Source organism: Pseudomonas sp. KH_024_B2 (assembly GCF_057839965.1).
This window is the reverse complement of sequence record NZ_CM174502.1, coordinates 5,644,234-5,666,239: the sequence shown is the minus strand read 5'-3', so window position 1 is coordinate 5,666,239 and position 22,006 is coordinate 5,644,234. Positions and strand designations below refer to the sequence as shown.

The 22,006-nt window shown below is 59.8% G+C and carries 23 protein-coding genes and 1 pseudogene; 16 read left to right on the top strand and 8 right to left on the bottom strand.

The window, feature by feature from the left end; translation table 11 throughout:
* Positions 1-2: 2 nt before the first annotated feature.
* Both lysA and lptM read right to left on the bottom strand, forming a co-directional pair.
* Positions 3-1,250 (bottom strand): diaminopimelate decarboxylase, encoded by a 1,248-nt coding sequence (gene lysA, locus AC3I0A_RS26380; RefSeq protein WP_489375437.1) that lies wholly within the window; start codon positions 1,248-1,250, stop codon positions 3-5.
* Positions 1,251-1,259: 9 nt separating this feature from the next.
* On the bottom strand, positions 1,260-1,418 hold the full coding sequence (lptM, locus tag AC3I0A_RS26375) for an LPS translocon maturation chaperone LptM (protein WP_489375436.1): 159 nt from the start codon (positions 1,416-1,418) through the stop codon (positions 1,260-1,262).
* Between the two features lie 218 nt (positions 1,419-1,636).
* On the opposite strand from lptM, the gene cyaY reads away from it, so the two are divergent.
* The 3 genes from cyaY to rnk all read left to right on the top strand — a co-directional run bounded on the left by cyaY (position 1,637) and on the right by rnk (position 2,863).
* Positions 1,637-1,969, top strand: coding sequence for an iron donor protein CyaY (gene cyaY, locus AC3I0A_RS26370; protein ID WP_489375435.1), 333 nt, complete (start codon positions 1,637-1,639; stop codon positions 1,967-1,969).
* Positions 1,970-1,973: 4 nt separating this feature from the next.
* Positions 1,974-2,192: a DUF1289 domain-containing protein gene (locus AC3I0A_RS26365; protein ID WP_489378606.1), complete on the top strand. Its 219-nt coding sequence runs from the start codon at positions 1,974-1,976 to the stop codon at positions 2,190-2,192.
* Between the two features lie 257 nt (positions 2,193-2,449).
* Positions 2,450-2,863: a nucleoside diphosphate kinase regulator gene (gene rnk, locus AC3I0A_RS26360; protein ID WP_489375434.1), complete on the top strand. Its 414-nt coding sequence runs from the start codon at positions 2,450-2,452 to the stop codon at positions 2,861-2,863.
* Between the two features lie 7 nt (positions 2,864-2,870).
* Here rnk and AC3I0A_RS26355 read toward each other — a convergent pair whose 3' ends face one another.
* The 3 genes from AC3I0A_RS26355 to AC3I0A_RS26345 all read right to left on the bottom strand — a co-directional run bounded on the left by AC3I0A_RS26355 (position 2,871) and on the right by AC3I0A_RS26345 (position 6,720).
* Positions 2,871-5,720, bottom strand: a complete 2,850-nt coding sequence (locus AC3I0A_RS26355) for a class I adenylate cyclase (protein WP_489375433.1) — start codon at positions 5,718-5,720, stop codon at positions 2,871-2,873.
* A 182-nt stretch (positions 5,721-5,902) separates the two neighbouring features.
* A complete protein-coding gene (locus AC3I0A_RS26350; RefSeq protein ID WP_489375432.1) occupies positions 5,903-6,148 on the bottom strand; it encodes a TIGR02647 family protein in 246 nt (81 codons plus the stop codon).
* Between the two features lie 275 nt (positions 6,149-6,423).
* Positions 6,424-6,720, bottom strand: a complete 297-nt coding sequence (locus AC3I0A_RS26345) for a hypothetical protein (protein ID WP_489375431.1) — start codon at positions 6,718-6,720, stop codon at positions 6,424-6,426.
* A gap of 124 nt (positions 6,721-6,844) precedes the next feature.
* Between AC3I0A_RS26345 and AC3I0A_RS26340 the strand changes: the two genes are divergently transcribed.
* On the top strand, positions 6,845-7,504 hold the full coding sequence (locus AC3I0A_RS26340; protein WP_489375430.1) for a glutathione S-transferase family protein: 660 nt from the start codon (positions 6,845-6,847) through the stop codon (positions 7,502-7,504).
* A 141-nt stretch (positions 7,505-7,645) separates the two neighbouring features.
* On the opposite strand, the gene argH is transcribed toward AC3I0A_RS26340, so the two are convergent.
* Positions 7,646-9,040, bottom strand: a complete 1,395-nt coding sequence (gene argH, locus AC3I0A_RS26335) for an argininosuccinate lyase (protein WP_489375429.1) — start codon at positions 9,038-9,040, stop codon at positions 7,646-7,648.
* A gap of 227 nt (positions 9,041-9,267) precedes the next feature.
* Between argH and AC3I0A_RS26330 the strand changes: the two are divergent.
* The 8 genes and pseudogenes from AC3I0A_RS26330 to rsd all read left to right on the top strand — a co-directional run.
* Positions 9,268-9,725, top strand: a pseudogene (locus AC3I0A_RS26330) (sensor histidine kinase); the annotation flags it as partial.
* Complete coding sequence (locus tag AC3I0A_RS26325) at positions 9,722-10,468, top strand: LytR/AlgR family response regulator transcription factor (protein ID WP_489375428.1); 747 nt, start codon at positions 9,722-9,724, stop codon at positions 10,466-10,468. The pseudogene AC3I0A_RS26330 and the gene AC3I0A_RS26325, both read left to right, overlap by 4 nt.
* A gap of 145 nt (positions 10,469-10,613) precedes the next feature.
* Positions 10,614-11,555, top strand: coding sequence for a hydroxymethylbilane synthase (hemC, locus tag AC3I0A_RS26320; protein WP_489375427.1), 942 nt, complete (start codon positions 10,614-10,616; stop codon positions 11,553-11,555).
* Positions 11,552-12,319, top strand: coding sequence for a uroporphyrinogen-III synthase (locus AC3I0A_RS26315; RefSeq protein ID WP_489375426.1), 768 nt, complete (start codon positions 11,552-11,554; stop codon positions 12,317-12,319). The genes hemC and AC3I0A_RS26315 overlap by 4 nt, the downstream gene beginning before the upstream one ends.
* Positions 12,320-12,335: 16 nt before the next feature.
* Entirely contained in the window at positions 12,336-13,475 is a 1,140-nt protein-coding gene (locus tag AC3I0A_RS26310; protein ID WP_489375425.1) for a uroporphyrinogen-III C-methyltransferase, read from the top strand.
* Positions 13,472-14,710 (top strand): heme biosynthesis protein HemY, encoded by a 1,239-nt coding sequence (locus AC3I0A_RS26305; RefSeq protein ID WP_489375424.1) that lies wholly within the window; start codon positions 13,472-13,474, stop codon positions 14,708-14,710. Before AC3I0A_RS26310 ends, AC3I0A_RS26305 begins: the two co-directional genes overlap by 4 nt.
* Positions 14,711-14,943: 233 nt before the next feature.
* Positions 14,944-15,453: a disulfide bond formation protein B gene (locus AC3I0A_RS26300; protein WP_489375423.1), complete on the top strand. Its 510-nt coding sequence runs from the start codon at positions 14,944-14,946 to the stop codon at positions 15,451-15,453.
* A 208-nt stretch (positions 15,454-15,661) separates the two neighbouring features.
* Positions 15,662-16,120 carry a sigma D regulator gene (gene rsd, locus AC3I0A_RS26295; protein ID WP_489375422.1) on the top strand — a complete coding sequence of 153 codons (459 nt, stop codon included), beginning with the start codon at positions 15,662-15,664 and terminating at the stop codon, positions 16,118-16,120.
* Between the two features lie 72 nt (positions 16,121-16,192).
* Here the strand turns inward: rsd and AC3I0A_RS26290 are convergent, their stop codons facing one another.
* Positions 16,193-16,858, bottom strand: a complete 666-nt coding sequence (locus AC3I0A_RS26290; RefSeq protein ID WP_489375421.1) for an FKBP-type peptidyl-prolyl cis-trans isomerase — start codon at positions 16,856-16,858, stop codon at positions 16,193-16,195.
* A 192-nt stretch (positions 16,859-17,050) separates the two neighbouring features.
* Between AC3I0A_RS26290 and AC3I0A_RS26285 the strand changes: the two genes are divergently transcribed.
* Positions 17,051-18,100 (top strand): AlgP family protein, encoded by a 1,050-nt coding sequence (locus AC3I0A_RS26285; protein WP_489375420.1) that lies wholly within the window; start codon positions 17,051-17,053, stop codon positions 18,098-18,100.
* Here AC3I0A_RS26285 and AC3I0A_RS26280 read toward each other — a convergent pair.
* The gene (locus AC3I0A_RS26280; protein ID WP_489375419.1) at positions 18,097-18,561 is read right to left on the bottom strand and encodes a TIGR02444 family protein; all 465 of its coding nucleotides are present in this window, start codon (positions 18,559-18,561) and stop codon (positions 18,097-18,099) included. The genes AC3I0A_RS26285 and AC3I0A_RS26280 overlap by 4 nt on opposite strands.
* Positions 18,562-18,611: 50 nt before the next feature.
* Here AC3I0A_RS26280 and AC3I0A_RS26275 point away from each other — a divergent pair, with 50 nt between their 5' ends.
* From AC3I0A_RS26275 to AC3I0A_RS26265, 3 genes are all read left to right on the top strand, one after another.
* Positions 18,612-20,522 carry an ATP-binding cassette domain-containing protein gene (locus AC3I0A_RS26275; RefSeq protein ID WP_489375418.1) on the top strand — a complete coding sequence of 637 codons (1,911 nt, stop codon included), beginning with the start codon at positions 18,612-18,614 and terminating at the stop codon, positions 20,520-20,522.
* Positions 20,522-21,115: a mechanosensitive ion channel domain-containing protein gene (locus AC3I0A_RS26270; protein WP_489375417.1), complete on the top strand. Its 594-nt coding sequence runs from the start codon at positions 20,522-20,524 to the stop codon at positions 21,113-21,115. The genes AC3I0A_RS26275 and AC3I0A_RS26270 overlap by 1 nt, the downstream gene beginning before the upstream one ends.
* Positions 21,116-21,217: 102 nt before the next feature.
* Complete coding sequence (locus AC3I0A_RS26265; RefSeq protein WP_489375416.1) at positions 21,218-21,850, top strand: LysE family transporter; 633 nt, start codon at positions 21,218-21,220, stop codon at positions 21,848-21,850.
* Positions 21,851-22,006: the final 156 nt, after the last annotated feature.

Here is a 22,006-nt window from a genome sequence, read left to right as displayed (position 1 = left end):
TTTTACTCCGGCAGCAGGCTTTCGCCAGCAAACAACTCGGCTACCGTCTCGCGGCGACGCACTTCAAAAGCCTGATCGCCATCTACCAGCACTTCGGCGCAACGGCCACGGGTGTTGTAGTTGGAGCTCATGACAAACCCGTAGGCACCGGCCGAATGCACGGCGAGCAAGTCACCTTCTTCCAGCGCCAGTTGACGATCCTTGGCGAGGAAGTCACCGGTTTCGCAGATCGGCCCGACGATGTCGTAGGCGCGAGCCTGGGTATCGCGAGGACGCACAGCCGTGACGTCCATCCAGGCTTGATACAGCGCCGGGCGGATCAGGTCGTTCATGGCCGCGTCGACGATGGCGAAGTCTTTGTGTTCGGTGTGCTTGAGGTATTCGACCTGGGTCAGCAGCACGCCGGCGTTGGCCACAATGAAGCGGCCCGGTTCGAACACCAGTGCCAGTTCGCGACCTTCCAGGCGTTCGCGCACGGCTTTGATGTAATCCCCGGCCAGCGGCGGCTCTTCATCGCGATAACGCACGCCGAGGCCGCCACCGAGATCGATGTGGCGCAGGTAAATCCCGCAATCGCCGAGACGGTCGACCAGGGCCAGCAGGCGGTCGAGGGCGTCGAGGAAGGGCGCAAGAGTGGTCAGTTGCGAGCCGATATGGCAATCGACGCCGACCACTTCCAGGTTTGGCAATTGCGCGGCGCGGATATACACGTCTTCGGCGTCGGCAATGGCGATGCCGAACTTGTTCTCTTTCAAACCGGTAGAGATGTATGGATGGGTACCGGCATCGACGTCCGGGTTGACCCGCAGCGAGACCGGCGCGCGAACGCCCAGCTCGGCGGCCACCACTTGCAGGCGCTCCAGCTCATCGGTGGACTCGACGTTGAAGCAGTGCACGCCGACTTCCAGCGCGCGACGCATGTCGTCACGGGTCTTGCCGACACCGGAGAAGACGATCTTGTCAGCCTGGCCGCCAGCGGCCAGAACACGTTCCAGCTCGCCACGGGAGACGATGTCGAAACCAGCGCCCAAGCGCGCCAGGACATTCAGTACACCCAGGTTGGAGTTGGCCTTGACCGCAAAGCAGACCAGGTGCGGCATACCCTTCAGGGCGTTGGCGAAAGCCAGGTATTGCGCTTCGATGTGCGCACAGGAGTAGACGTAGGTCGGTGTGCCAAAGCGCTCGGCGATGGCGGACAGGGCTACACCTTCCGCGAACAGCTCACCGTCACGGTAGTTAAAAGCGTCCATGGTGTTCCCTTAGTAGGTGTCTTGCTTGTGCGACTTGGATTGCGACTTGGCCTGGTCTTCAGGAGATTTGCTGTCATCGGGAAGATACAGCGGACCTTTTTGACCACAGGCAGCAACAAGGCAGGCAACCGCGACGAGCGCAGCAAGGGAAGAGATCAGGCGCTTCATGGCGAAATCCTTGAAAATGCATTAATTGCGCCGGAGTATACCGGCCACCCGGCAGCTTGCCTATGTGGGCGGCTGGCCGTCCGGCGGGGTGTGTGACGTGCTTCGGCGGATAATTTCTGCCACTGGCGGGCGCTTGATCGGTATCCTTTGCATTCGCCCGGACGCGCCCGTATCTTGCGGCGCTTGAGCGTGAGTAGACACTTTTAGAGGTTCCTGCAATGAGTTTGACTGAAGCCCGTTTCCACGACCTGGTCGATGCCACCCAACAGACGCTGGAAGATATTTTCGATGAGAGCGAACTGGATGTTGACCTGGAGAGCTCGGCCGGTGTGCTCACCGTTGAGTTCGAAAATGGCAGCCAGGTGATCTTCAGCCGACAGGAACCCTTGCGTCAGCTGTGGCTGGCTGCGCGCTCCGGTGGTTTCCACTTCGACTACGACGAAGAAAGCGAGCGCTGGATGTGCGACAAGAGCGAAGAACAGCTCGGCGAAATGCTGCAGCGCATCGTGCTTGAGCAGGCCGATGTGGAACTCGATTTCGAAGGTCTCTGAAGCCGTGACGCAATCCGCTCCAGTGCGTCCCGCCAAACCGCTGTACAGCAACGTCAGCCCGGCCGTGCCTTCACCGTGCATCAGTTTGTGCCGGCTGGATGAGCAGAAAGTCTGTCTCGGTTGCTTTCGCCACGTCGAAGACATCCGCGAGTGGCGCTCGGCCGACGACGAGCGGCGGCAGGTGATTTGCGCGCAGGCCGCGCAACGCAAGGCTTGCGTCTGACAAATCCTCGGGCTGAGGTGGCTCGTGTGGGAGCGGGCTTGCCCGCGAAGAACGATAACGCGCAATGCCTGAAAAGCCGCGGTATCCGCTTCGCGGGCAAGCCCGCTCCCACAGGGCCCGCGTCGCACTGGCTTGTATATTTATTGAGCTGTGATAGTGTCCGGGTACGCCTCAACTCATCGAGGCCCGTGAAAACCCCGCCTTTTTCTGGCGGGGTTTTGCTTTTTTGTGCAGAAGAAAAGGAGTCTGCCTGAATCATGAGCACTGCACCTTCCATCATCCTTACCCGCCTGGATGTTCAACGTCTGGAGCGCCTGATCGACAGCCTGGATGACACGCTGCCGGGCGTCGTCGCGCTGCAAGCCGAGCTGGATCGCGCCGAAACCCTGGTGAGTCACGATGAAGTCCCGGCGGATGTCGTGACCATGAATTCCCGTGTGCACTGCCGTGAAGAAAGCAGCGGCAAGGACTACCACCTGACCCTGGTTTATCCACAGGACGCGAATGCTGACGAGGGCAAGATCTCGATTCTCGCACCGGTAGGCAGTGCATTGCTCGGCCTGAAGGTCGGCCAACACATCGACTGGCCGGCACCGGGTGGCAAGACCCTGAAACTGACCCTGCTGGAAGTCGAATCGCAGCCTGCCAATGGCGGCGACTGCTCATTCTGATAGCACCTCAGACCTGCTCGAGTGCCTCGTTCAATGCACGCTCCAGGTCAGCCTTGTACCGCAGGTAAAGATTGCTTGGGCTCTGAACATCACCGAGCAGGCCGGACAGGTCCAGATCGGTGATGTAGCAGCGGTAAAGCTCAACCTCGCGACGCTGCCCGACGATTTCCCGGGCGACCACGGTAAACAACTGGTCGCCATATTCCAGTTCGCAAAACTCTCGCTGATTGCAATACAGGGTGACCTGCACCTGCCCGCGTGCGGCTTTGCCGATAATCGCCTGAACGTCATAGAACGGCTTGTTCACCGGCGTTTGTGGCGCAGGTCGCGGCTCGACCCGCCGAGCGCGCCCTGTGCCTGCCGGCAGCACCTGGTAATACAGGGTCTCCAGGCTCGCCATAGGCCGGGCGGCATCCAGCGGCAGCAACGCATCGCGACGATACAGAATTGACTGCAGGAAGCGTTGCAGCGGCACCAGCAGGCTTTGCTCATCATGATAGGGCAGGCGCTGCTGCCAAAGCGCGTTGAACTCATCCAGCACGTACAGCTCGGCCTGGGACTCGTTGAGCCGGTAGAACACCTGAATGCATTCGGGCTGACCCATGGGCAGGATCAGCGCCAGATCGTGATCCTCCAGCGCCATCGGGTCGAGATGCAGCGGGCTGTAGTGCGCCTGTTCTTCGGCGAGATAATCGAGCAGCGCCGGGAGACTGGTCAGGGCGACATGATTGACCTGGCCGGGGATCAGTTCCAGCACGTGATAATGCTGCTGCACCTGAATCAGGTAACGATGGTTGAGCTTGCTGAGCAGCAGGTTCTGCGCGGTGTCGAAAATTCCCTCGACTCGCCGGGCGATGAACCGGGCGCGGTTATGGCAAAAGCAGCGGACCTGCAAGCGTGGCTGCTGCGATCCGCCCGGCAGGTTGTTGAGGTAATCGCGCAGGCAGTCGAGCAGTGCGTGGGCGCCGTCGTAACGGCTGACCAGCACCTCGTGCCAGCTGTTGAGCGTGACCTGATCGAGGGTCAGCACCAGGTTCTCCCGAACCCCGGCGTAACTCAGTGAGTCCGTGCGCTCGGTGGTCATAAGGATATTCAGGTCGCGATGATGCTTGAGCGGATCGATCCCGACATTCACCAGAATCAGCACTTCGCTCGGCACGCTGGCGTGCAGCAACTGTTCTTCGTCGACGCTGGTCAGCGGTAAAGCGATGGTCTGTTGCAGGCTGCCCAACAGGTTGAACAGCTCGAATTCGCTCAAGTCGCTGCTGCCGGGGTGCAGTGCGAGTCGGGTGCTGCTGTCGATCACGCCATTGCGATGACACCAGGTCAGCAATTCCAACAGCCCACGATTGCGTTTGATGGGCGCGAAATGTTCCCACTCGAGGGCGTTCAGGCTGCCGTTGTACAAACTCCAGTGGGTTTGCCCGGGCTCTTTGCGGTTGGGCGATTGCACCAGCGTCAGGGTGTCTTCGGCCAGGTCTGGAGCAATGCCGGGATTGATGAACTCGATCTTGTCGGCCTTGCGCTCGAAGGCTGCATACAGCCGCCGGCCAAGAATATTGAGATCTCGCTTATTGATCAGGCTGACGGTTTGTTCGGTGCGGGCGAACTGGGTCAGAAAGCGATAGCTGTAGTTCAGCTCGTTAACCAGTGCCCGGCGCTCGGCGCTGACCTGGCGGACTTTCCATTGGCTGCGACTGTCGAGCATCGCCAGTTGGCGTTGATCCCAGCCCCATTCGTCGGCCAGGCGCTCAAGCAACAGACGCTGCCAGCTTTTGTTGCGCTGGGCGGCGTTGCCGGTGAGTTTGCGGTTGACCTTCAGGTACAGGCTGCGGCGTACCAGTTCCAGGCGTTCCGGCTCGCCGCGAGCTTTGAGATACTCCTCGATGCGACGATAGACCACGATGTAGGGGTCCAGCTCATCCAGGTCCAGGTGATTGGCGAACACGGCTTGCTTGAAGCGCAGGCTCAGGCACTCGACCTTGGGATGCTCGCTGGCGTAGACCTCGGTCAGCAACAGCTTGAGCACGGATTTGTAGGGCGATTCGATGCCCTTGTACAACTGCCAGAGCCCGGCACCGATGAACTCGCCCGGCGGAATGTGTGCCAGGTGGCCAAGATCAAGGGTTTCATCGGCGCGAATAAAGCGTTTCGACAGCAGCGTATGGGTGTATTGGTCGTAGTGCTGTTCTTCGTACACCGGCACCAGCCACCACAGCGGTGTACGCCCGGCCAGCCAGATGGCGGTGCGGTAGAACTCGTCCAGCAGCAAATAGTGCTGGGTGGTGCCGCAGTCGTCCGAGCTCAATTGAGTATCGCGTTCGCCGCGCACGAAGCGGCTCGGGTCGATCAGGAAAAAGTGTGCCTCGGCGCCCTGGCTGGCGGCCCAGATTTCCAGCAGCTGGCATTTCCTGCGCAGCTCGGCGAGTTCGTTTTCGCTCAGGTCCGGTGCGTGGCAGACCCACATATCCATATCGCTTTGATCGGCCTGGGCCAGAGTGCCCAGGCTGCCCATCAGAAACAGGCCATGAATCGGCCGCGGCGGATTACCGTGGCGAGCTTTGTAGGAGAAAGAGCGGGTAAGACGCTGAGCTTCGGCGAGCGCTTGCGGGTCTGGCTCGAAATTCGATAGCCCGGCGGGTGTGCTGCCGCAAACATAGCCCGGTAACAGTGGATGGTTGACGTGAAAGAACAGCGGCAACAAGGTCAGAACCACTTGCTGGCGTGGCGACAACCCTTCCAATGCACGGGCCATGCGGCCCTCGTTGAGCTTCAGGAAACGCGCACGCAGTTGGCTGAGAACCTTGCGATCGATTCCCTCGTCCAGATCGGGGCGGATTTCATGGGTGCGGGTCATTTCAAACTCAAACCGGCTCGCGGAGCTCGAAGGTGGGAGGTCTCGGGACGGTGTGCAGTTTACAACCTCAAGGCGTCGACCTTGTAAGTTGAATTTTATTTTTTGGCGTCAGATTTTTATCGTGTGGCGATAGTGTGCCCGCGGAATCCGTTATAGGGATCCCGTGGGCGATGCGCTGGTCTTTATACGGTTTCTTGAACGGTCAGGATGGTCAGCAATGTTTGCACATGCTGAGCGGCGTCCCGACCCAGGCTGGTCAGATAACCACCATCGTTTTGGGTGATCAGTTCTTTGTCGAACAGTCGTTGGGCAGCAGCGATGGCTTTCGGGGCAGCGGTCTGATGAATTTTCAGGCCTTCCTGGGAACTGTCCAGGTTGAAGAGTGCAAGGATTTCCAGTTCGGCAACCAACTCAGGGGTAAGCGACATAAGGACTCCAGACTTTCTAGGAATTAGACGGTAGCGCTCCTAAGGTGACCGCACTTGTGCGAGCTGTCCAGTGTTCGCTGAGCGCTTTTTTGGCCCGGGGGGAGGTTGTCATGGTAACTGTGGCGAGGGAGCTTGCTCCCGCTCGGGTGCGCAGCAGCCGTAAACCAGTGCACTCGGTACATCTGAAAGAAAGAAGTTGCAGGAGTTAGGGCCGCTTCGCGACCCAGCGGGAGCAAGCTCCCTCGCCACAAAAAGCGCGCTCGACAAGGGGGGGCTTACTTCTTCTCTGGCGGCAGCTCTGGCAGGGCACGCAACGCAGCCTCGTACCACTCGGTATTGAATGGCCGGTCTTCTTCGAGGATCGCATCGATCTCGACGGCCAGTACATGGGCCATCAGTTGCAGGATTTCTTCACGCTCGTAGCCGACCAGGGTCAGTTTGTTGAGGGTCGCCTTGGCTGCTGGCGGGTTGTCGCTTTCGATCTGGTTCTCGATCGCTTCGATCAAGGTGGTTTCGGTGAAGTCTTCTTCGTCGTTGTCGTCTTTGTTGGTGCCGGGGGTTGGCTCGCTCATGGCAGGCTCCTCAAGGAAAGGCGGCCAGTTTAACTGCATTCAGCGCTTTGATGCTGCTGGCCAGATTTCAGTGGAGGTTCTATAACAAGTGCTGCCAACCCCTGCACGGCCTGGAGGCTTTGTGATGCTCAAGCTTTATGGATTTTCAGTCAGCAACTACTACAACATGGTCAAGCTGGCGTTGCTGGAGAAGGGACTGCCGTTTGAAGAAGTGCCGTTTTATCCCGATCAAAGCCCGGAAGCGCTCGCCATCAGCCCGCGGGGGAAAGTCCCGGTGCTGGGTGTCGAGCAAGGTTTCATCAATGAAACCAGCGTGATCCTCGAATACATCGAACAAACCCAGCCGGGCCCGGCGCTGCTGCCGAGTGAGCCCTTTCAGCGAGCTCAGGTGCTGGCGCTGGCCAGGGAAATCGAGCTGTACATCGAGTTGCCCGCCCGAGCGTGTTTTGCCGAGGCGTTCTTTGGCATGTCGGTGCCTGAGGCGATCAAGGAAAAGGCCAAGGCGGAGCTATTTCAGGGATTTGCTTCGCTGGGTCGACATGGCAAGTTCGCGCCGTATGTAGCGGGTGACAGTTTGAGCGTGGCGGATCTGTATTTTCTCTACAGCGTCAGCCTGGCCTGTGCCGTCGGCAAAAAACTGTTCGATATGGATTTTCTGGCTGATTTGCCGGCAGCCAGGGCGCTGCTCGAGCGTTTGGAGCGGACGCCGCATGCACTGCGAATTGCAGCAGACAAGGACGCGGCGATGCCGCAGTTTCTGGCGATGATCAGCGCCAGGAAGTAAATTTTGTAGCGCCTTCCAGGATGCATTCGCGGGCAAGCCCGCTCCCACAGGTTTTTGGCTGGCCACAGATTTGTGGCCAGCCAATATCGAGTGTGGGAGCGGGCTTGCTCCGGGCGGCGTTCCGACGAAGCTTTTGGCGGTTTAGCGGCTGGCGAGCAACGCCTGGCCGCGAACCACGGCAGCCTTGACCTGATTCGGCGCGGTGCCGCCGATATGGTCGCGCGCATTGACCGAGCCTTCCAGGGTCAACACGGCAAACACGTCCTGCTCGATCTGGTCGCTGAACTTGCGCAGTTCTTCCAGACTCATTTCCGCCAGATCCTTACCGCTTTCCACGCCGTATTTAACCGCGTGGCCGACGATTTCGTGGCAGTCACGGAAGGGCAGGCCGCGGCGCACCAGATAGTCAGCGAGGTCGGTAGCGGTGGAGAAACCGCGCAGCGCCGCTTCACGCATGATTGCGTGTTTGGGTTTGATGGCCGGGATCATGTCGGCAAAAGCCCGCAGCGAATCGCGCAGCGTATCGGCGGCGTCGAACAGCGGTTCCTTGTCTTCCTGGTTGTCCTTGTTGTAAGCCAGAGGCTGGCCTTTCATCAACGTCAGCAGACCCATCAGCGCGCCGAACACCCGGCCGCTCTTGCCGCGAACCAGTTCAGGTACATCAGGGTTTTTCTTTTGCGGCATGATCGAGCTGCCGGTGCAGAAGCGATCAGGCAAATCGATGAACTGGAATTGCGCGCTGGTCCACAGCACCAGCTCCTCGGAGAAGCGCGACAAGTGCATCATCGCGATGCTCGCGGCCGAGCAGAACTCGATGGCGAAGTCGCGATCGGAAACGTTGTCCAGCGAGTTACCACCGACAGCGTCGAAGCCCAACAGCTGGGCCGTGTATTCGCGGTCGATCGGGTAAGTGGTGCCGGCCAGTGCGGCGCTGCCCAATGGCATGCGGTTGGTGCGTTTGCGGCAATCCACCAGGCGCTCGTAGTCACGGCTGAGCATTTCGAACCAGGCCAGCATGTGGTGTCCGAAGGTCACCGGCTGCGCGGTTTGCAGGTGAGTGAAACCGGGCATGATGCTGCCGGCTTCACGCTCGGCCTGTTCCAGCAGGCCTTTTTGCAGGCGGGTGATTTGCGCCAGGATCAGGTCGATCTCATCACGCAGCCAGAGACGGATATCGGTCGCTACCTGATCGTTACGGCTACGACCGGTATGCAGTTTCTTGCCGGTGACGCCGATGCGGTCAGTCAGGCGGGCTTCGATGTTCATGTGCACATCTTCGAGGTCGATGCGCCAGTCGAACGTACCGGCTTCGATTTCGCTCTGGATGGTCTTCAGGCCATCGATGATGCTGTCGCGCTCGATATCGGTCAGGACGCCGACCTTGGCCAGCATCGTGGCGTGGGCGATCGAGCCCATGATGTCGTGGCGATAGAGACGCTGGTCGAAAGTGACCGAGGCGGTGAAGCGGGCGACGAAGGCGTCGACGGGTTCACTGAAGCGGCCGCCCCAGGACTGATTGGTCTTGTCAGTGCTCATGAATTCGCTCGTGATCTGCTGAAGGAAGATGGCGTGAAAAGCTGCCGCGGATAATAACAGGGTTGCCAAGCCTGTCGTTGACACTGGTCGGCAGGTTTTTTATTTCTTGCGCAGACACCGGATGCCTTGCAATGGACCTCTTGCGCGCAGAGAGTAGGTTCGTGGCATATTGCCAGCTCAGGCGAAGATACGCGTCTGGTCAGGCAGGCGGAGCGAGGCTTTTACGATCGGTTCCGGGGCCCGAAATTCGGCTGTCCTGGTGTGATGAACGAGCGCTGACGAAACGATATTTGTCGATTGGGCAATGCCGTCTTGGCGAGCGTCTACAGTTGGACTAAAGGATCAGCGCAAATGCAGATGAATTGCCAATCCCGCAACTGATTTTGCAACCATTGCTGGAAAGCGTTCTGATCCATGGAGTCGACCCGCGAGACGATGATGTGGTCAGCGTAGAAGCCAGCTATAAAGAGGGGTGTGCGTATTGTGTATCAGCAATCCCTACGACGATGCCGCGCCAGAACGGGCTTGGAGCGGTAATCGGCGGGCACTGGTAAATATAGGTGTCCGACTCGGGGCACTTTTTGGCCCTCGCGCTAGTCTTAGCGTGGATCGCCGTGACGGATGTCACGTCACCTGTCTACGCTATCCTTGTGCGAGACTCACGCAGGAATCCAGCGCAATATGAATGTCCTGATCGTTGATGACGAACCCCTGGCCCGCGAGAGACTGAGCCGTATGGTCAGCGAACTCGAGGGTTACAGTGTCCTGGAGCCGAGCGCCACCAATGGCGAAGAGGCACTGGCCCTGATTGACAGCCTCAAACCGGATGTCGTGTTGCTCGATATCCGCATGCCCGGCCTCGACGGCTTGCAGGTTGCCGCCAGGCTGTGCGAACGCGAGACACCGCCAGCGGTGGTGTTCTGTACGGCCAATGACGAGTTTGCCCTGGAGGCTTTCCAGGTCAGTGAAATGGGCCATCTGGTCAAACCTGTACGCGCCGATCTGCTGCTTGATGCGTTGAAAAAGGCCGAGCGACCCAATCGCGTCCAGCTGGCTGCCCTGACCCGTCCGGCAGCGGAAAGCGGCAGCGGTCCGCGCAGCCATATCAGTGCACGAACCCGAAAAGGTATCGAGCTGATTCCTCTGGATCAGGTTGTCTATTTCATTGCCGACCACAAATACGTGACCCTGCGCCATGAAGGCGGCGAAGTCCTTTTGGACGAACCGCTGAAGGCCCTTGAGGACGAATTTGGCGACCGCTTTGTGCGAATCCATCGCAACGCACTGGTAGCCCGCGAGCGGATCGAGCGCTTGCAGCGCACACCCCTTGGGCATTTTCAGTTGTTTCTCAAAGGCCTCAACGGCGATGCCTTGATCGTCAGTCGACGTCATGTGGCCGGCGTGCGCAAAATGATGCAGCAGCTTTAGTCCGGCGCCTGCGCGCGGATCTTGAGCGCTGTCGTCGGATATGTCGGATATAGGACCAGGGAGGTCGTGCCGTTTCTGATTCAAATCAAAGCTGATTTGGCTGAGATGTTATTATCTGCCATATCTATTCAGTACGGATTGATCCATGTCCTCTCGCGAAATCCGCATCGCTACCCGCAAAAGTGCCCTGGCCTTGTGGCAGGCCGAATACGTCAAGGCTCGACTGGAAGAAGCCCATCCCGGTCTGGTCGTGACGCTGGTGCCCATGGTCAGTCGCGGCGACAAGCTGCTCGACTCACCGCTGTCGAAAATCGGTGGCAAGGGGCTGTTCGTCAAAGAGCTGGAAACCGCTCTGCTCGCACACGAAGCCGACATCGCCGTGCACTCGATGAAAGACGTGCCGATGGACTTCCCGGAAGGCCTCGGTCTGTTCTGCATCTGCGAGCGTGAAGACCCGCGGGATGCTTTCGTCTCCAATACTTGTTCCAGCCTCGATGACCTGCCCAAGGGCAGCGTGGTCGGCACTTCCAGTCTGCGTCGCCAGGCACAGTTGCTGAGCCGTCGACCTGATCTGCAGATCCGTTTCCTGCGCGGCAACGTCAACACTCGTCTGGCCAAACTGGATGCCGGTGAGTACGACGCAATCATTCTGGCGGCTGCCGGCTTGATTCGCCTGGGTTTCGAAGATCGCATCAGTTCCTCGATCAGTGTCGATGAAAGTCTGCCGGCGGGCGGGCAGGGTGCCGTCGGCATCGAATGCCGCAGCGTCGATACCGAAATTCATGCCCTGCTCGCGCCTCTGCATCATCAGGACACCGCCACTCGGGTGACGGCTGAACGTGCTCTCAATAAACACCTGAATGGCGGCTGCCAAGTGCCGATCGCCTGCTACGCCGTGCTCGAAGGCGAGCAGATCTGGTTGCGTGGCCTGGTCGGGGATCCGGGCGGTGGCCTGCTGCTGAGCGCCGAGGCCCGTGGCCCGCAAAGCGCGGCAGAGGCGCTGGGTGTGCAAGTGGCTGAAGACCTGCTGGCCCAGGGGGCCGATGCCATTCTGCGAGCGGTATACGGCGAGGCCGGCGAAGAGTGACGGGTTGGCGTCTGCTGCTGACCCGGCCGACGGATGAGTCAGCGGCGCTTGCCGCGATCCTGGCTGAAGCCGGCATTTTCAGCAGCAGCTTGCCGTTGCTGGAAATCGAGGCGCTGCCAGTCTCTGGCGCACAGCGCGCCATGATTCTCGAGCTGGACCGCTACTGTGCGGTGATCGTTGTCAGCAAACCTGCTGCCCGGCTGGGGGTGGATCTGCTCGACCAGTACTGGCCGCAGCCACCGATCCAGCGCTGGTTCAGCGTGGGCGCGGCCACTGCGCAAATTCTGTCCGATTACGGTCTTGATGTGAGCAACCCCCAGGCGGGCGATGACAGCGAAGCATTGCTTGAGCTGCCACAGTTGCGCGAGGCTATCTCGCGGCCTGACGCGCGGGTGCTGATCCTCAGGGGCGAGGGTGGACGCGAGTTGCTGGCTGAGCGTTTACGCGAGCAAGGTGCTAGTGTCGATTACCTGGAGCTCTATCGTCGCTGCCTGCCGCAGTATGTGGCGGCTGCCCTGGCGCAGCGGATTGCCGCGCAGCACCTGAACGGGTTGGTGGTCAGCAGTGGGCAGGGATTTACGCATCTGCACCAATTGGCAGGCACGGCCTGGCCTGAGTTGGCGCGGTTGCCGTTGTTTGTTCCAAGCCCTCGGGTCGCTGAGATGGCACGTGCTGCCGGGGCCGAAAAAGTTGTGGATTGTCGTGGCGCCAGTGCCGCGGCTTTGCTAACGGCGTTACGGGAGCACCCCGTGCCCGTTCTCTAACGCAAAGGATGGATACGTGAGCGAAACAACCTTGCCTAAAGATGAAGTCCAGCCAGTGCTCGACGCACCGACTGAACCTGCGACCATTGCCCCGCAACGCCGAGGCAATGGCTTGGTGATTCTGGCCTTGTTGTTGGGGGCTGCGGGTGTCGCCGCCGGTGGTTGGGGGATTTGGCAGGTGCGCAGCCTGCAAGCCAATAACCAGCAGCAGCTCGGGCAGTTGCAGGCGCTGGGCGATCAGGCTCAAGCCCTCAAACTCAGCGAACAGCGTCTGACCGCTCAGCTGGATCAATTGCCGGCCGCCGATGAACTGGAAGAGCGTCGGCGTCTGGTGGCGCAATTGCAGGGCGATCAACAGCGCTTGAGTCAGCGACTGGAAACCGTTTTGGGTGCCAGCCGCAAGGACTGGCGTCTGGCCGAAGCCGAGCACTTGCTGCGTCTGGCCAGTCTGCGCCTGTCGGCGTTGCAAGATATCAGCAGTGCCCAGGCGTTGGTGCAAGGCGCTGACGAGATCCTTCGCGAACAGAATGATCCTGGCTCCTTCGCTGCCCGTGAGCAGTTGGCAAAAAGCCTTGCGGCGCTTCGCAGTACTGAACAACCGGACCGTACCGGGCTGTTCCTGCAACTGGGTGCCTTGCGTGATCAAGTGGTCGAGCTCAGCGCGTTGGCGCCGGAGTACAAGGTCCGTGGCGAGTCGCTGTCGGGCCTGACGGCCGATGGCGATGGCGCCAGTCGCTGGGCGCAATGGTGGGATGAAATCTCGCGTTATTTCCGCATCGATTTCAACGCCGACAAAAACATTCGGCCACTGTTGGCGGGGCAAGGTCTGACCCAGGTGCGACTGGCCCTCAGCCTGGCGCTCGAGCAGGCGCAGTGGGCTGCGCTGAACGGGCAGGCAGCGGTTTATGCCCAGGCATTGGCTGAGGCGCGGGATGTTCTCAAGAGCAACTTCAACCAGGACAACCCACAAAGCAAAGTGATGCTTGAGCGTATCACCGAGCTGAGCAAGCAGCCGGTTACGGTGATCACCCCTGATCTGACGACGACCTTGAGCACGGTCCAGGCTTACCTGGCGCGTCGGAATGTGAGTGCCGAGGAATCGGTTAAAACTTCCGCCAAGCCTGCTGCGAACACTGCGCAGGAGACCAGCCCATGAAACGCATCTACGTGATTCTGTTTGTGCTCATCGCCGCTGCAGCGTTGCTGGGACTGGCGATCGCCGAGCACGCAGGCTATGTCCTGATTGCGTACAAGAACTTCCGCTATGAGTCGAGTGTGTGGGCGACCCTGGCTCTGCTGGCGGTTCTCTGGCTAGTGGTCTGGGGGGTGAAGGCGCTGATCGAACTGGTGACGACGTCCGGTGGCGTGGTCAATCCATGGTCACGGCGCAACCGCAGTCGCCGTGTGCAACTGGCGATCGAGCACGGTCAAATGGACCTCGCTGAAGGTCGCTGGGCCAGTGCTCAGCGGCACTTGCAGCGGGCGGCCGAAGCCGAACGTCAGCCGTTGCTGTACTACCTCGGCGCTGCACGAGCGGCAAACGAGCAGGGCCTTTATGACGAAAGCGACAGCCTGCTTGAGCGGGCTCTTGAGCGCCAGCCTCAGGCCGAGCTGGCGATTGCCTTGAGCCACGCCCAGCTGCAGACCGATCGCAATGATACCGAAGGCGCACTCGTTACACTGCAAGCCATGCATGAGCGCCATCCGCATAGCGTTCAAGTCCTGCGCCAGTTGCAGCGTTTGCATCAGCAGCGCGGTGATTGGTCGGCGGTGATCCGTCTGTTGCCAGAGTTGCGTAAAGACAAGATCCTGCCGCCCGGTGAACTGACCGAGCTGGAACGCAGAGCCTGGGGTGAAAATCTCACTTTGGCTGCGCGCCGGGAAGAAGATGGGACGGTCGGGTTGCAGTCGCTAAATCGTGCCTGGCAGCAACTGACTTCCGCTCAGCGCCAGGAACCGCAACTGGTGCTTGCCTACGCCGAACAGCTGCGTCAACTGGGCGCAGAGGTCGAGGCCGAAGAGATTCTGCGGGCTGCTCTCAAGCGCAAATATGACAGTCATCTGGCCCGGCTCTACGGATTGCTTCGAGGCAGTGACCCTGCGCGGCAATTGCACATCGCCGAGGGTTGGTTGAAAGAACATCCGGCGGATCCGGGCTTGCTGCTGACGCTTGGTCGCCTGTGCCTGCAGAGCAGTTTGTGGGGAAAGGCGCGTGACTATCTGGAGAGCAGCTTGCGTCTGCAGCGCAACCCGGAGGCCTGTGCCGAGCTCGCGCGGTTGCTGGCTCAATTGGGTGACACCGAGCGCAGCAATCAGCTCTTTCAGGAAGGGCTGGTGCTGTTGGACGAGCGTTTGCTGGCTTCACCTCTGCCAGTACCGGCCCAGGTGTAAAGCGCGCCACGGAGGGTCGGTTCTTCCGCCAGGATGGGGCCGACCTCAGACGCGACAGAATTTTCTACCCATGGCTGTCCGCAGTGGCAGCGTCTTACACGGGACTACGCCTGATCGCCTCTCTTCTGTCGGGAATTCCTTACAGTCTGGAGGAAGTGTCCGCCAAGGCCCGCCTTGAAAGGGCTGAGCGCTTTCCTCTACCGTAACTGCCTGTCCCTTCTGTTACGGAAGCCATGCTTTTGGCCCACTCACGTTCCTTGTTCTTCATGGCTTTCATCGCAGGAGCTTTGGCCTTGGGCGCTTCGCTGTACCTGGAATATGCGGTCGGGCTCAAGCCTTGCTCGTTGTGTATCGTGCAGCGATTCTTTCTGATTGTGTTCACGGCCATTTGCCTGATTGCCGCCGTGCATGGGCCCCAGCGTTCGGGTTGTTACCTGTATTGGCTATTGGGCGTACTCAGTTGTCTGGGCGGAATGCTCACCGCATGGCGCCATGTCTTGCTGCAAGGTGCCCCGGCGGCGGCAAATTCGCCCGGCCTCGAGTACATGCCTGAAAACATGTCCTGGCTATCTACGTTGAAACAAGCCTTTCAGGGAGCGGCGGACTGCACACACATCCTGTGGACGCTGTTCGATATGAGCATTCCCGAATGGAGCCTGTTGTTCTTCGTCGGGATGATGATTCCGGGTATTTTTCAGTTGCTGCACCTGCTGCGTTCCACCTACCGGATGGCCGCCAGGTAACGGTCGTCGTTCTGCGATACCAGCGAAGATTAAACGCTTGTATGAACTTTATCTCCTGCGTACCTTGAAGCCGTTGTCGCGCGGGCATAATCTGGCCCGCATGTGTTATTGGAATTATGTTTCAGTGGCGCTCTGCTTGGCCGAATCTTGATCATTCAAGTCTTGCGGCGGGTGTAGGGCGGTACGACCCAGAAGGGAAGAAATCACCATGCTCGAAAGTTGTCAGAATGCTCAGGAACGCTGGGGTGGAGTGCATCTGCTGATCGATCGTTGGTTGCAGGAGCGTCACGAGCTGGTTCGGGCCTATGATGCTCTCGGCGCCAAGCCAGAAGCGCTGGGCGAGAACCGAAAACCATTGCAGGAGTTTTGCGGAACTCTGGTCGATTACGTTTCCGCCGGGCATTTCGAGATTTATGAACAGTTGACCGGCGAAGCCAAGGCGTTTGGTGACGAGCGTGGGCTGAAGCTGGCCGAGACGATTTACCCGCGCATCGATGTGATCACCGAGAAGTTGTTGGCGTTCAATGATCTCTGTGACGCTGGAAAATGCGTTGCGGAGAAATTCAAAGAGTTGGGCGGTCTGTTGCATGAGCGCTTCGAACTGGAAGATTGCCTGATCGAAGTGCTGCACACAGCTCACAAGGAAGAGGCTCCGGCTCAGGTCTGAGTATTCGCTTTCGCGACAAGGATCATCGAAACGGTGCGCTATGCGCGCCGTTTTTCGTTGGCGCGCCGTTGCTCAGCCAGTGGCGCCAAGCAACTCGATTTCGAAGATCAGCGGTGTGAAGGGCGCAATCAGGTCACCTGCTCCGTCGGCGCCGTATGCCTGGGCTGAAGGAATGACCAGGCGCCACTTCGCCCCGGTGGGCATTTGCTGCAATGCGCTGCGCCATCCGTTGATCACGCTGTCGAGACGAAACCACTGCGGTTGAGTGTTCTGATCGAACACTGTGCCGTCAGGCAGGCGACCGATATAGCGAACCTGGACACCGCCGTTTGGTCCTGCCTTTGGACCGTTGCCAGGCGTCAACTCGGTCAGCAGAATTCCATCCGCCAACTCATGAGCTCCCGACCTGGCTTTTTCGGCTGCAAGAAAACGCCGCTCCGTTTCGAGGGCAATTTCACTTTGCGGTAGCGCCGACTTCTCTGTGAGCTCAGCTTCGTGTTCGGCAAGGATTTGTTCAATTCGCTCGTCTTTGAGTGCCAATGGCTTGCCTTCGTAAGCCTGTCGCAAGCCGTCTACCAACGCTCGAATTTCAAGATCCGGAGCCTCTTGGCGCAGGCGTTCGCCGAGGCTCGCACCAAGGCTGTAAGCGAGATCGTGGGCGTCATTTCCTTTGGGTTTTTCTGCGGCTTGGGCCAAGGAAAAAAACACGCACAACGATAAAAAAAGACAACGCGACATGGGCACTCTCCGGCCTGAGATGCGAGGGATTATGCCAGTGTGAATGCGTTGATGACTGAGCAACTTTCAAGGACCTGAAGAACATTTTCAATCCGCTGCAACGTCGAGCCTTCGATACTGTCAGCATGCCCTAGCGGCGGTAGCTGCAGAGGTCTAGTATGAGCCGCAGTCACTTCAGCCAGGAGGTAAACCATGTCGGCCAATAAGAAGCCTGTAAATACTCCGTTGCACTTACTCCAACAGCTCTCGGGCAGCCTGCTCGAACATTTGGAAAACGCTTGTTCCCAAGCCTTGGCTGATGCTGAAAAATTGCTCGCCAAACTGGAAAAGCAACGCGGAAAAGCCCAGGAAAAACTGCACAAGTCGCGCACCAAATTGCAGGACGCTGCGTCGGCCGGCAAGGCCAAGGCCCAAGCCAAGGCCAAGGACGCAGCGAAGGAACTTGAAGACCTGCTCGATGCGCTGAAGGATCGTCAATCCGAAACCCGCAGCTACATTCTTCAACTCAAGCGCGATGCCCAGGAAAGCCTGAAACTGGCCCAAGGTGTTGGTCGCGTGAAAGAAGCTGTCAGCAAAGTGTTGACCCTGCGCTCCGCCAAGTCTGCCGCTGCCCCGGCGAAGAAGCCGGCGGCCAAACCGGTTGCCGCCAAGGCACCTGCAAAAGCGGCTGCCAAACCTGCCGCCAAGGCACCGGTTAAAGCTGCGAGCAAACCTGCTGCAAAACCTGCGGTGAAAAAACCAGTCGCTGCCAGCGCTGCCAAACCAGCGGCTAAATCGACTGCTGCCAAACCTGCCGGTGCCAAACCGGTTGCCAAACCTGCCGCTGCCAAACCGGTTGCCAAGCCTGCGGCTGCTAAAACCGCCGCTGCCAAACCGGCAACCAAGCCTGCCGCTGCGAAACCCGTCGCTGCTAAAGCGCCTGCCAAAGCGGCGGCAAAACCGGCAGCCAAACCTGCGGTAGCCAAAGCGGCATCCGCAGCCAAACCTGCTGCTGCAAAAGCGCCAGTCGCCAAACCGGCAGCACCAAAAGCCGCAGCCAAACCTGCCGCCAAACCGGCGGCAAAACCAGCAGTGAAAAAGCCGGTCGCCGCCGCTAAACCGGCAACGGCTCCAACTGTGGCCAAGCCAGCGACTCCGGCTCCAGCCGCATCGCCAGCGCCAACCGCGAGCACGCAAACGACCTCTCCTGCGGCAGCACCAGCAGCCTCAGCGAGCAGCACCACCCCAACCAGCGCGTCCTAAGCGCCGGTTACCGCGACGCGCAGTTCATTCAGCGCGTCGCGGTTCAGGTTGGCGGCTTGCGCCGCCAATCCTTCCAGCCAGGCGGATAAATCCTTTGCCTCGTCTTCCGGCCAATCACGCGCCGTCGTCTCCAGACGCAACAACAGTTGCCGCTCCGCTTCGAACTCCAGCGCCTTGACCTGCTCGCGCAGAATATTCAGTTGCACATCCTGGAGGGCCATCGAGCGCCATTGCGTACGCAGTTGCCGCAGTGGTTGCACGACATCGTCATGCCAGGGAGCAGCGAGCTGATGCAGTTGCTGCAAGCGTTGTGCATTGCACGCCACGCCACGCTGGCCAAGCCAGACCGCGCACAGCAGCAGGCAGACATTGGCCCCCGCCGCCTGCAGTTCCAGGCATGCGCCCTCGACTCCGGGCAGGGCGTAGGTTGTGAGGGTAAAGCTCCACAGGTCAGAGGACATGTTCCTACTCGCGCCAGTTGCGAGCGAAGCTGGTAGACTCCGCCGCCATTATGATTCGACTTCAAAGCCTAACATTACAGCGTGGTCCGCAACGTCTTCTAGAAGACGCCGAGCTGACCCTGCACGCCGGCCATAAAGCCGGCCTGATCGGTGCCAACGGCGCCGGCAAATCCAGCCTGTTCGCATTGCTTCAGGGTGAACTGACCCCTGATTCGGGCGACTGCTTCCTGCCGGCGGACTGGCGTATCGCCCACATGCGCCAGGAGGTCGACACCCTTGAGCGGGTGGCGGTCGACTACGTGCTCGATGGCGACCTGCGCCTGCGACAGGTGCAGCGAGAGCTGGCGGACGCCGAAGCGGCCCATGACGGTGCCGCTCAGGCGCGCCTGCATGCCGAACTGGACAGTGCCGACGGTTACACCGCTGACGCCCGGGCGCGCAAGCTGCTCGCAGGTCTGGGGTTCACCAACGAGCAGATGGATCGCCAGGTCGGCGATTTCTCCGGTGGCTGGCGGATGCGTCTGAATCTGGCGCAGGCATTGATGTGTCCGTCGGACCTGCTACTGCTCGACGAACCCACCAACCACCTGGACCTCGACGCCATTCTGTGGCTCGAAGACTGGCTCAAAAGCTACCCTGGCACTTTGCTGCTGATCTCCCACGACCGTGACTTCCTCGATGCCGTGGTCGACCACGTGGCCCACGTCGACCAACGCAAGATCACCCTCTATCGCGGTGGTTACAGCGCTTTTGAACGTGCCCGTGCCGAACGTCTGGCTCAGCAGCAACAAGCTTACGAGAAGCAGCAGGCGCAGCGTGCGCACATGGAAAGCTACATCGCGCGATTCAAGGCCCAGGCCACCAAGGCCCGTCAGGCTCAGAGCCGGATCAAGGCCCTGGAGCGCATGGAAGAGCTGTCCGCGGCCCACGTTGATTCGCCATTCGATTTCGTTTTCCGCGAGTCGGTAAAAATCTCCAGCCCGTTGCTCGATCTCTCCGATGCCCGTTTGGGTTACGGCGAGAAGACCGTGCTGGAAAAGGTCAAATTGCAATTGACCCCCGGCGCGCGGATCGGCCTGCTCGGCCCCAACGGTGCGGGCAAGTCGACGCTGATCAAAAACCTTTCCGGTGAACTGGAACCTTTGGCTGGCCGTCTGGTGCGCGGCGAGAACCTGGTGGTGGGCTACTTTGCCCAGCATCAGCTGGACTCGCTCGACGCCAAGGCCAGTCCGCTGCTGCATATGCAGCGTCTGGCGCCGACCGAGCGTGAGCAGACCTTGCGCGACTTCCTTGGCGGTTTCGACTTCCGTGGTGCGCGCATCGATGAGCCGGTGCTGAATTTCTCCGGCGGCGAGAAGGCTCGTCTGGCGCTGGCGTTGATCGCCTGGGGCCGTCCGAACCTGCTGCTGCTCGACGAACCAACCAACCACCTCGACCTGGAAATGCGCCTGGCGCTGACCATGGCCTTGCAGGAATTCAGTGGCGCGGTATTGGTGGTCTCCCACGATCGGCACTTGCTGAAAAGCACCACCGATGAGTTCCTGTTAGTTGCCGATGGCAAGGTTCAGGAGTTCGACGGCGACCTGGAAGACTATGCCCGCTGGCTGGTTGACTATCGTCTGCGCAATGCCCCGGTCAACAACACCCCGGTCAATGCCGACAAAACCGACAAGAAAGCCCAGCGCCAGGCTGCCGCCGCATTGCGTCAGCAATTGGCGCCGCACAAGCGCGAAGCCGACAAGCTCGAGGCCGAGTTGGGCAAGCTCCACGAAAAGCTCTCCAAAATAGAAGCCAGTCTGGGCGATAGCGCGGTCTACGAGGCCTCACGCAAGGACGAACTGCGCGATCTGCTGGCTGAACAAGCCAGGCTGAAGATTCGCGAAGCCGAACTGGAAGAGACCTGGATGGAGGCTCTGGAGCTGCTTGAAAGCATGCAGGCGGAGCTGGAGGCGCTGTCCTGATGGAAGCGCTCGATCTGCCTGTGTCTGCTGTGTGGATCGAGCCGCTATGGCTGGCAGGACAGATTCTGCTGATCCTGCTGGCCGGTTATCTGACCCAGCGCTTTGTGGCCAGATGCCTGACCCGCCTGGGCAAACGTTATCCGTTCCCGCCGCAATTTCTGATGCCGCTGCGCGGAGGTTTGCGTTGGCTGATCATGGGCAGCGCGCTGATCTTCGTGCTGGAGCGCCTGGGCGTTTCAGCGACGGTGCTCTGGACTGCGTTGTCGGGGTTTGTCGCGGTGGCCGCGGTGGCGTTCTTCGCCATGTGGAGTGTGCTTTCCAACCTGCTCTGCGCGATCCTGATCTTCACTGTCGGGCCGTTTCGGCTGGGCGATGTGGTCGAACTGGTGGACACCACCGACAAGCCTGGCGTCAAAGGCCGGGTAGTGGCGATCAATCTGCTTTACACCACGTTGATCGAGTCGGCCGAGGCCGGCACCGGCGGCGCCATGGTGCAAGTCCCCAATAGTCTGTTCTTCCAGCGCTCCGTGCGCCGCTGGCGCGGCAGTGATGTGCTGTCGTCGAGTACCAGCGAAAAACTGCCGGATAGCTGATAACGCTAGTCGGCAGGACGCCGGTCCGGCAAAAAATCGATAGTCATTCGCCAGAAGGCGCATTAGCTTAGACACCTATGACGTGTCTGAGTGAGGTGTGCGATGGTGCTTGAAACATGGCTGGCGTTTTTCGCCGCCTGCTGGGTGATCAGTCTTTCTCCCGGTGCCGGCGCCATTGCGTCGATGTCCTGTGGTTTGCAATACGGCTTCTGGCGCGGCTATTGGAACGCCTTGGGCCTGCAATTGGGCCTGGCGATGCAGATTGCGATTGTCGCTGCCGGCGTGGGTGCAATCCTCGCGGCGTCCGCCACAGCCTTCTACGCGATCAAATGGTTTGGTGTGGTCTATCTGGTCTATCTGGCGGTCAAGCAATGGCGTGCCTTGCCGAGCGATATGAGTGACGACGCGGCGATTCGGCAGATCGGCAAACCGCTGGCACTGGTGTTTCGTGGCTTTCTGGTGAACGTCAGCAACCCCAAGGCGCTGGTCTTCATGCTCGCGGTATTGCCGCAGTTCATCGACCCGCACGCGCCATTGGTGTCGCAGTACCTGATCCTTGGCGTGACCATGATCACCGTCGACTTGATTGTGATGGCGGGTTACACCGGCCTTGCTTCAAAAGTGCTGCGCCTGTTGCGCACGCCCAGGCAGCAGCGCCGCATGAATCGTACCTTTGCCGGTTTGTTTATCGGCGCCGCCGGGCTACTGGCGACCATTCGCCGCACACCGATTTAAACGCTTCACCCACAAAAAAGGCGACCTCAAGAGGTCGCCTTTTTTTATCTGATCGTTCCCACGCTCCGCGTGGGAATGCCTCTTGGGACGCTCCGCGTCCCTTCGCGGCAGTGACGCAGAGCGTCACGGGCTGCATTCCCACGCAGAGCGTGGGGA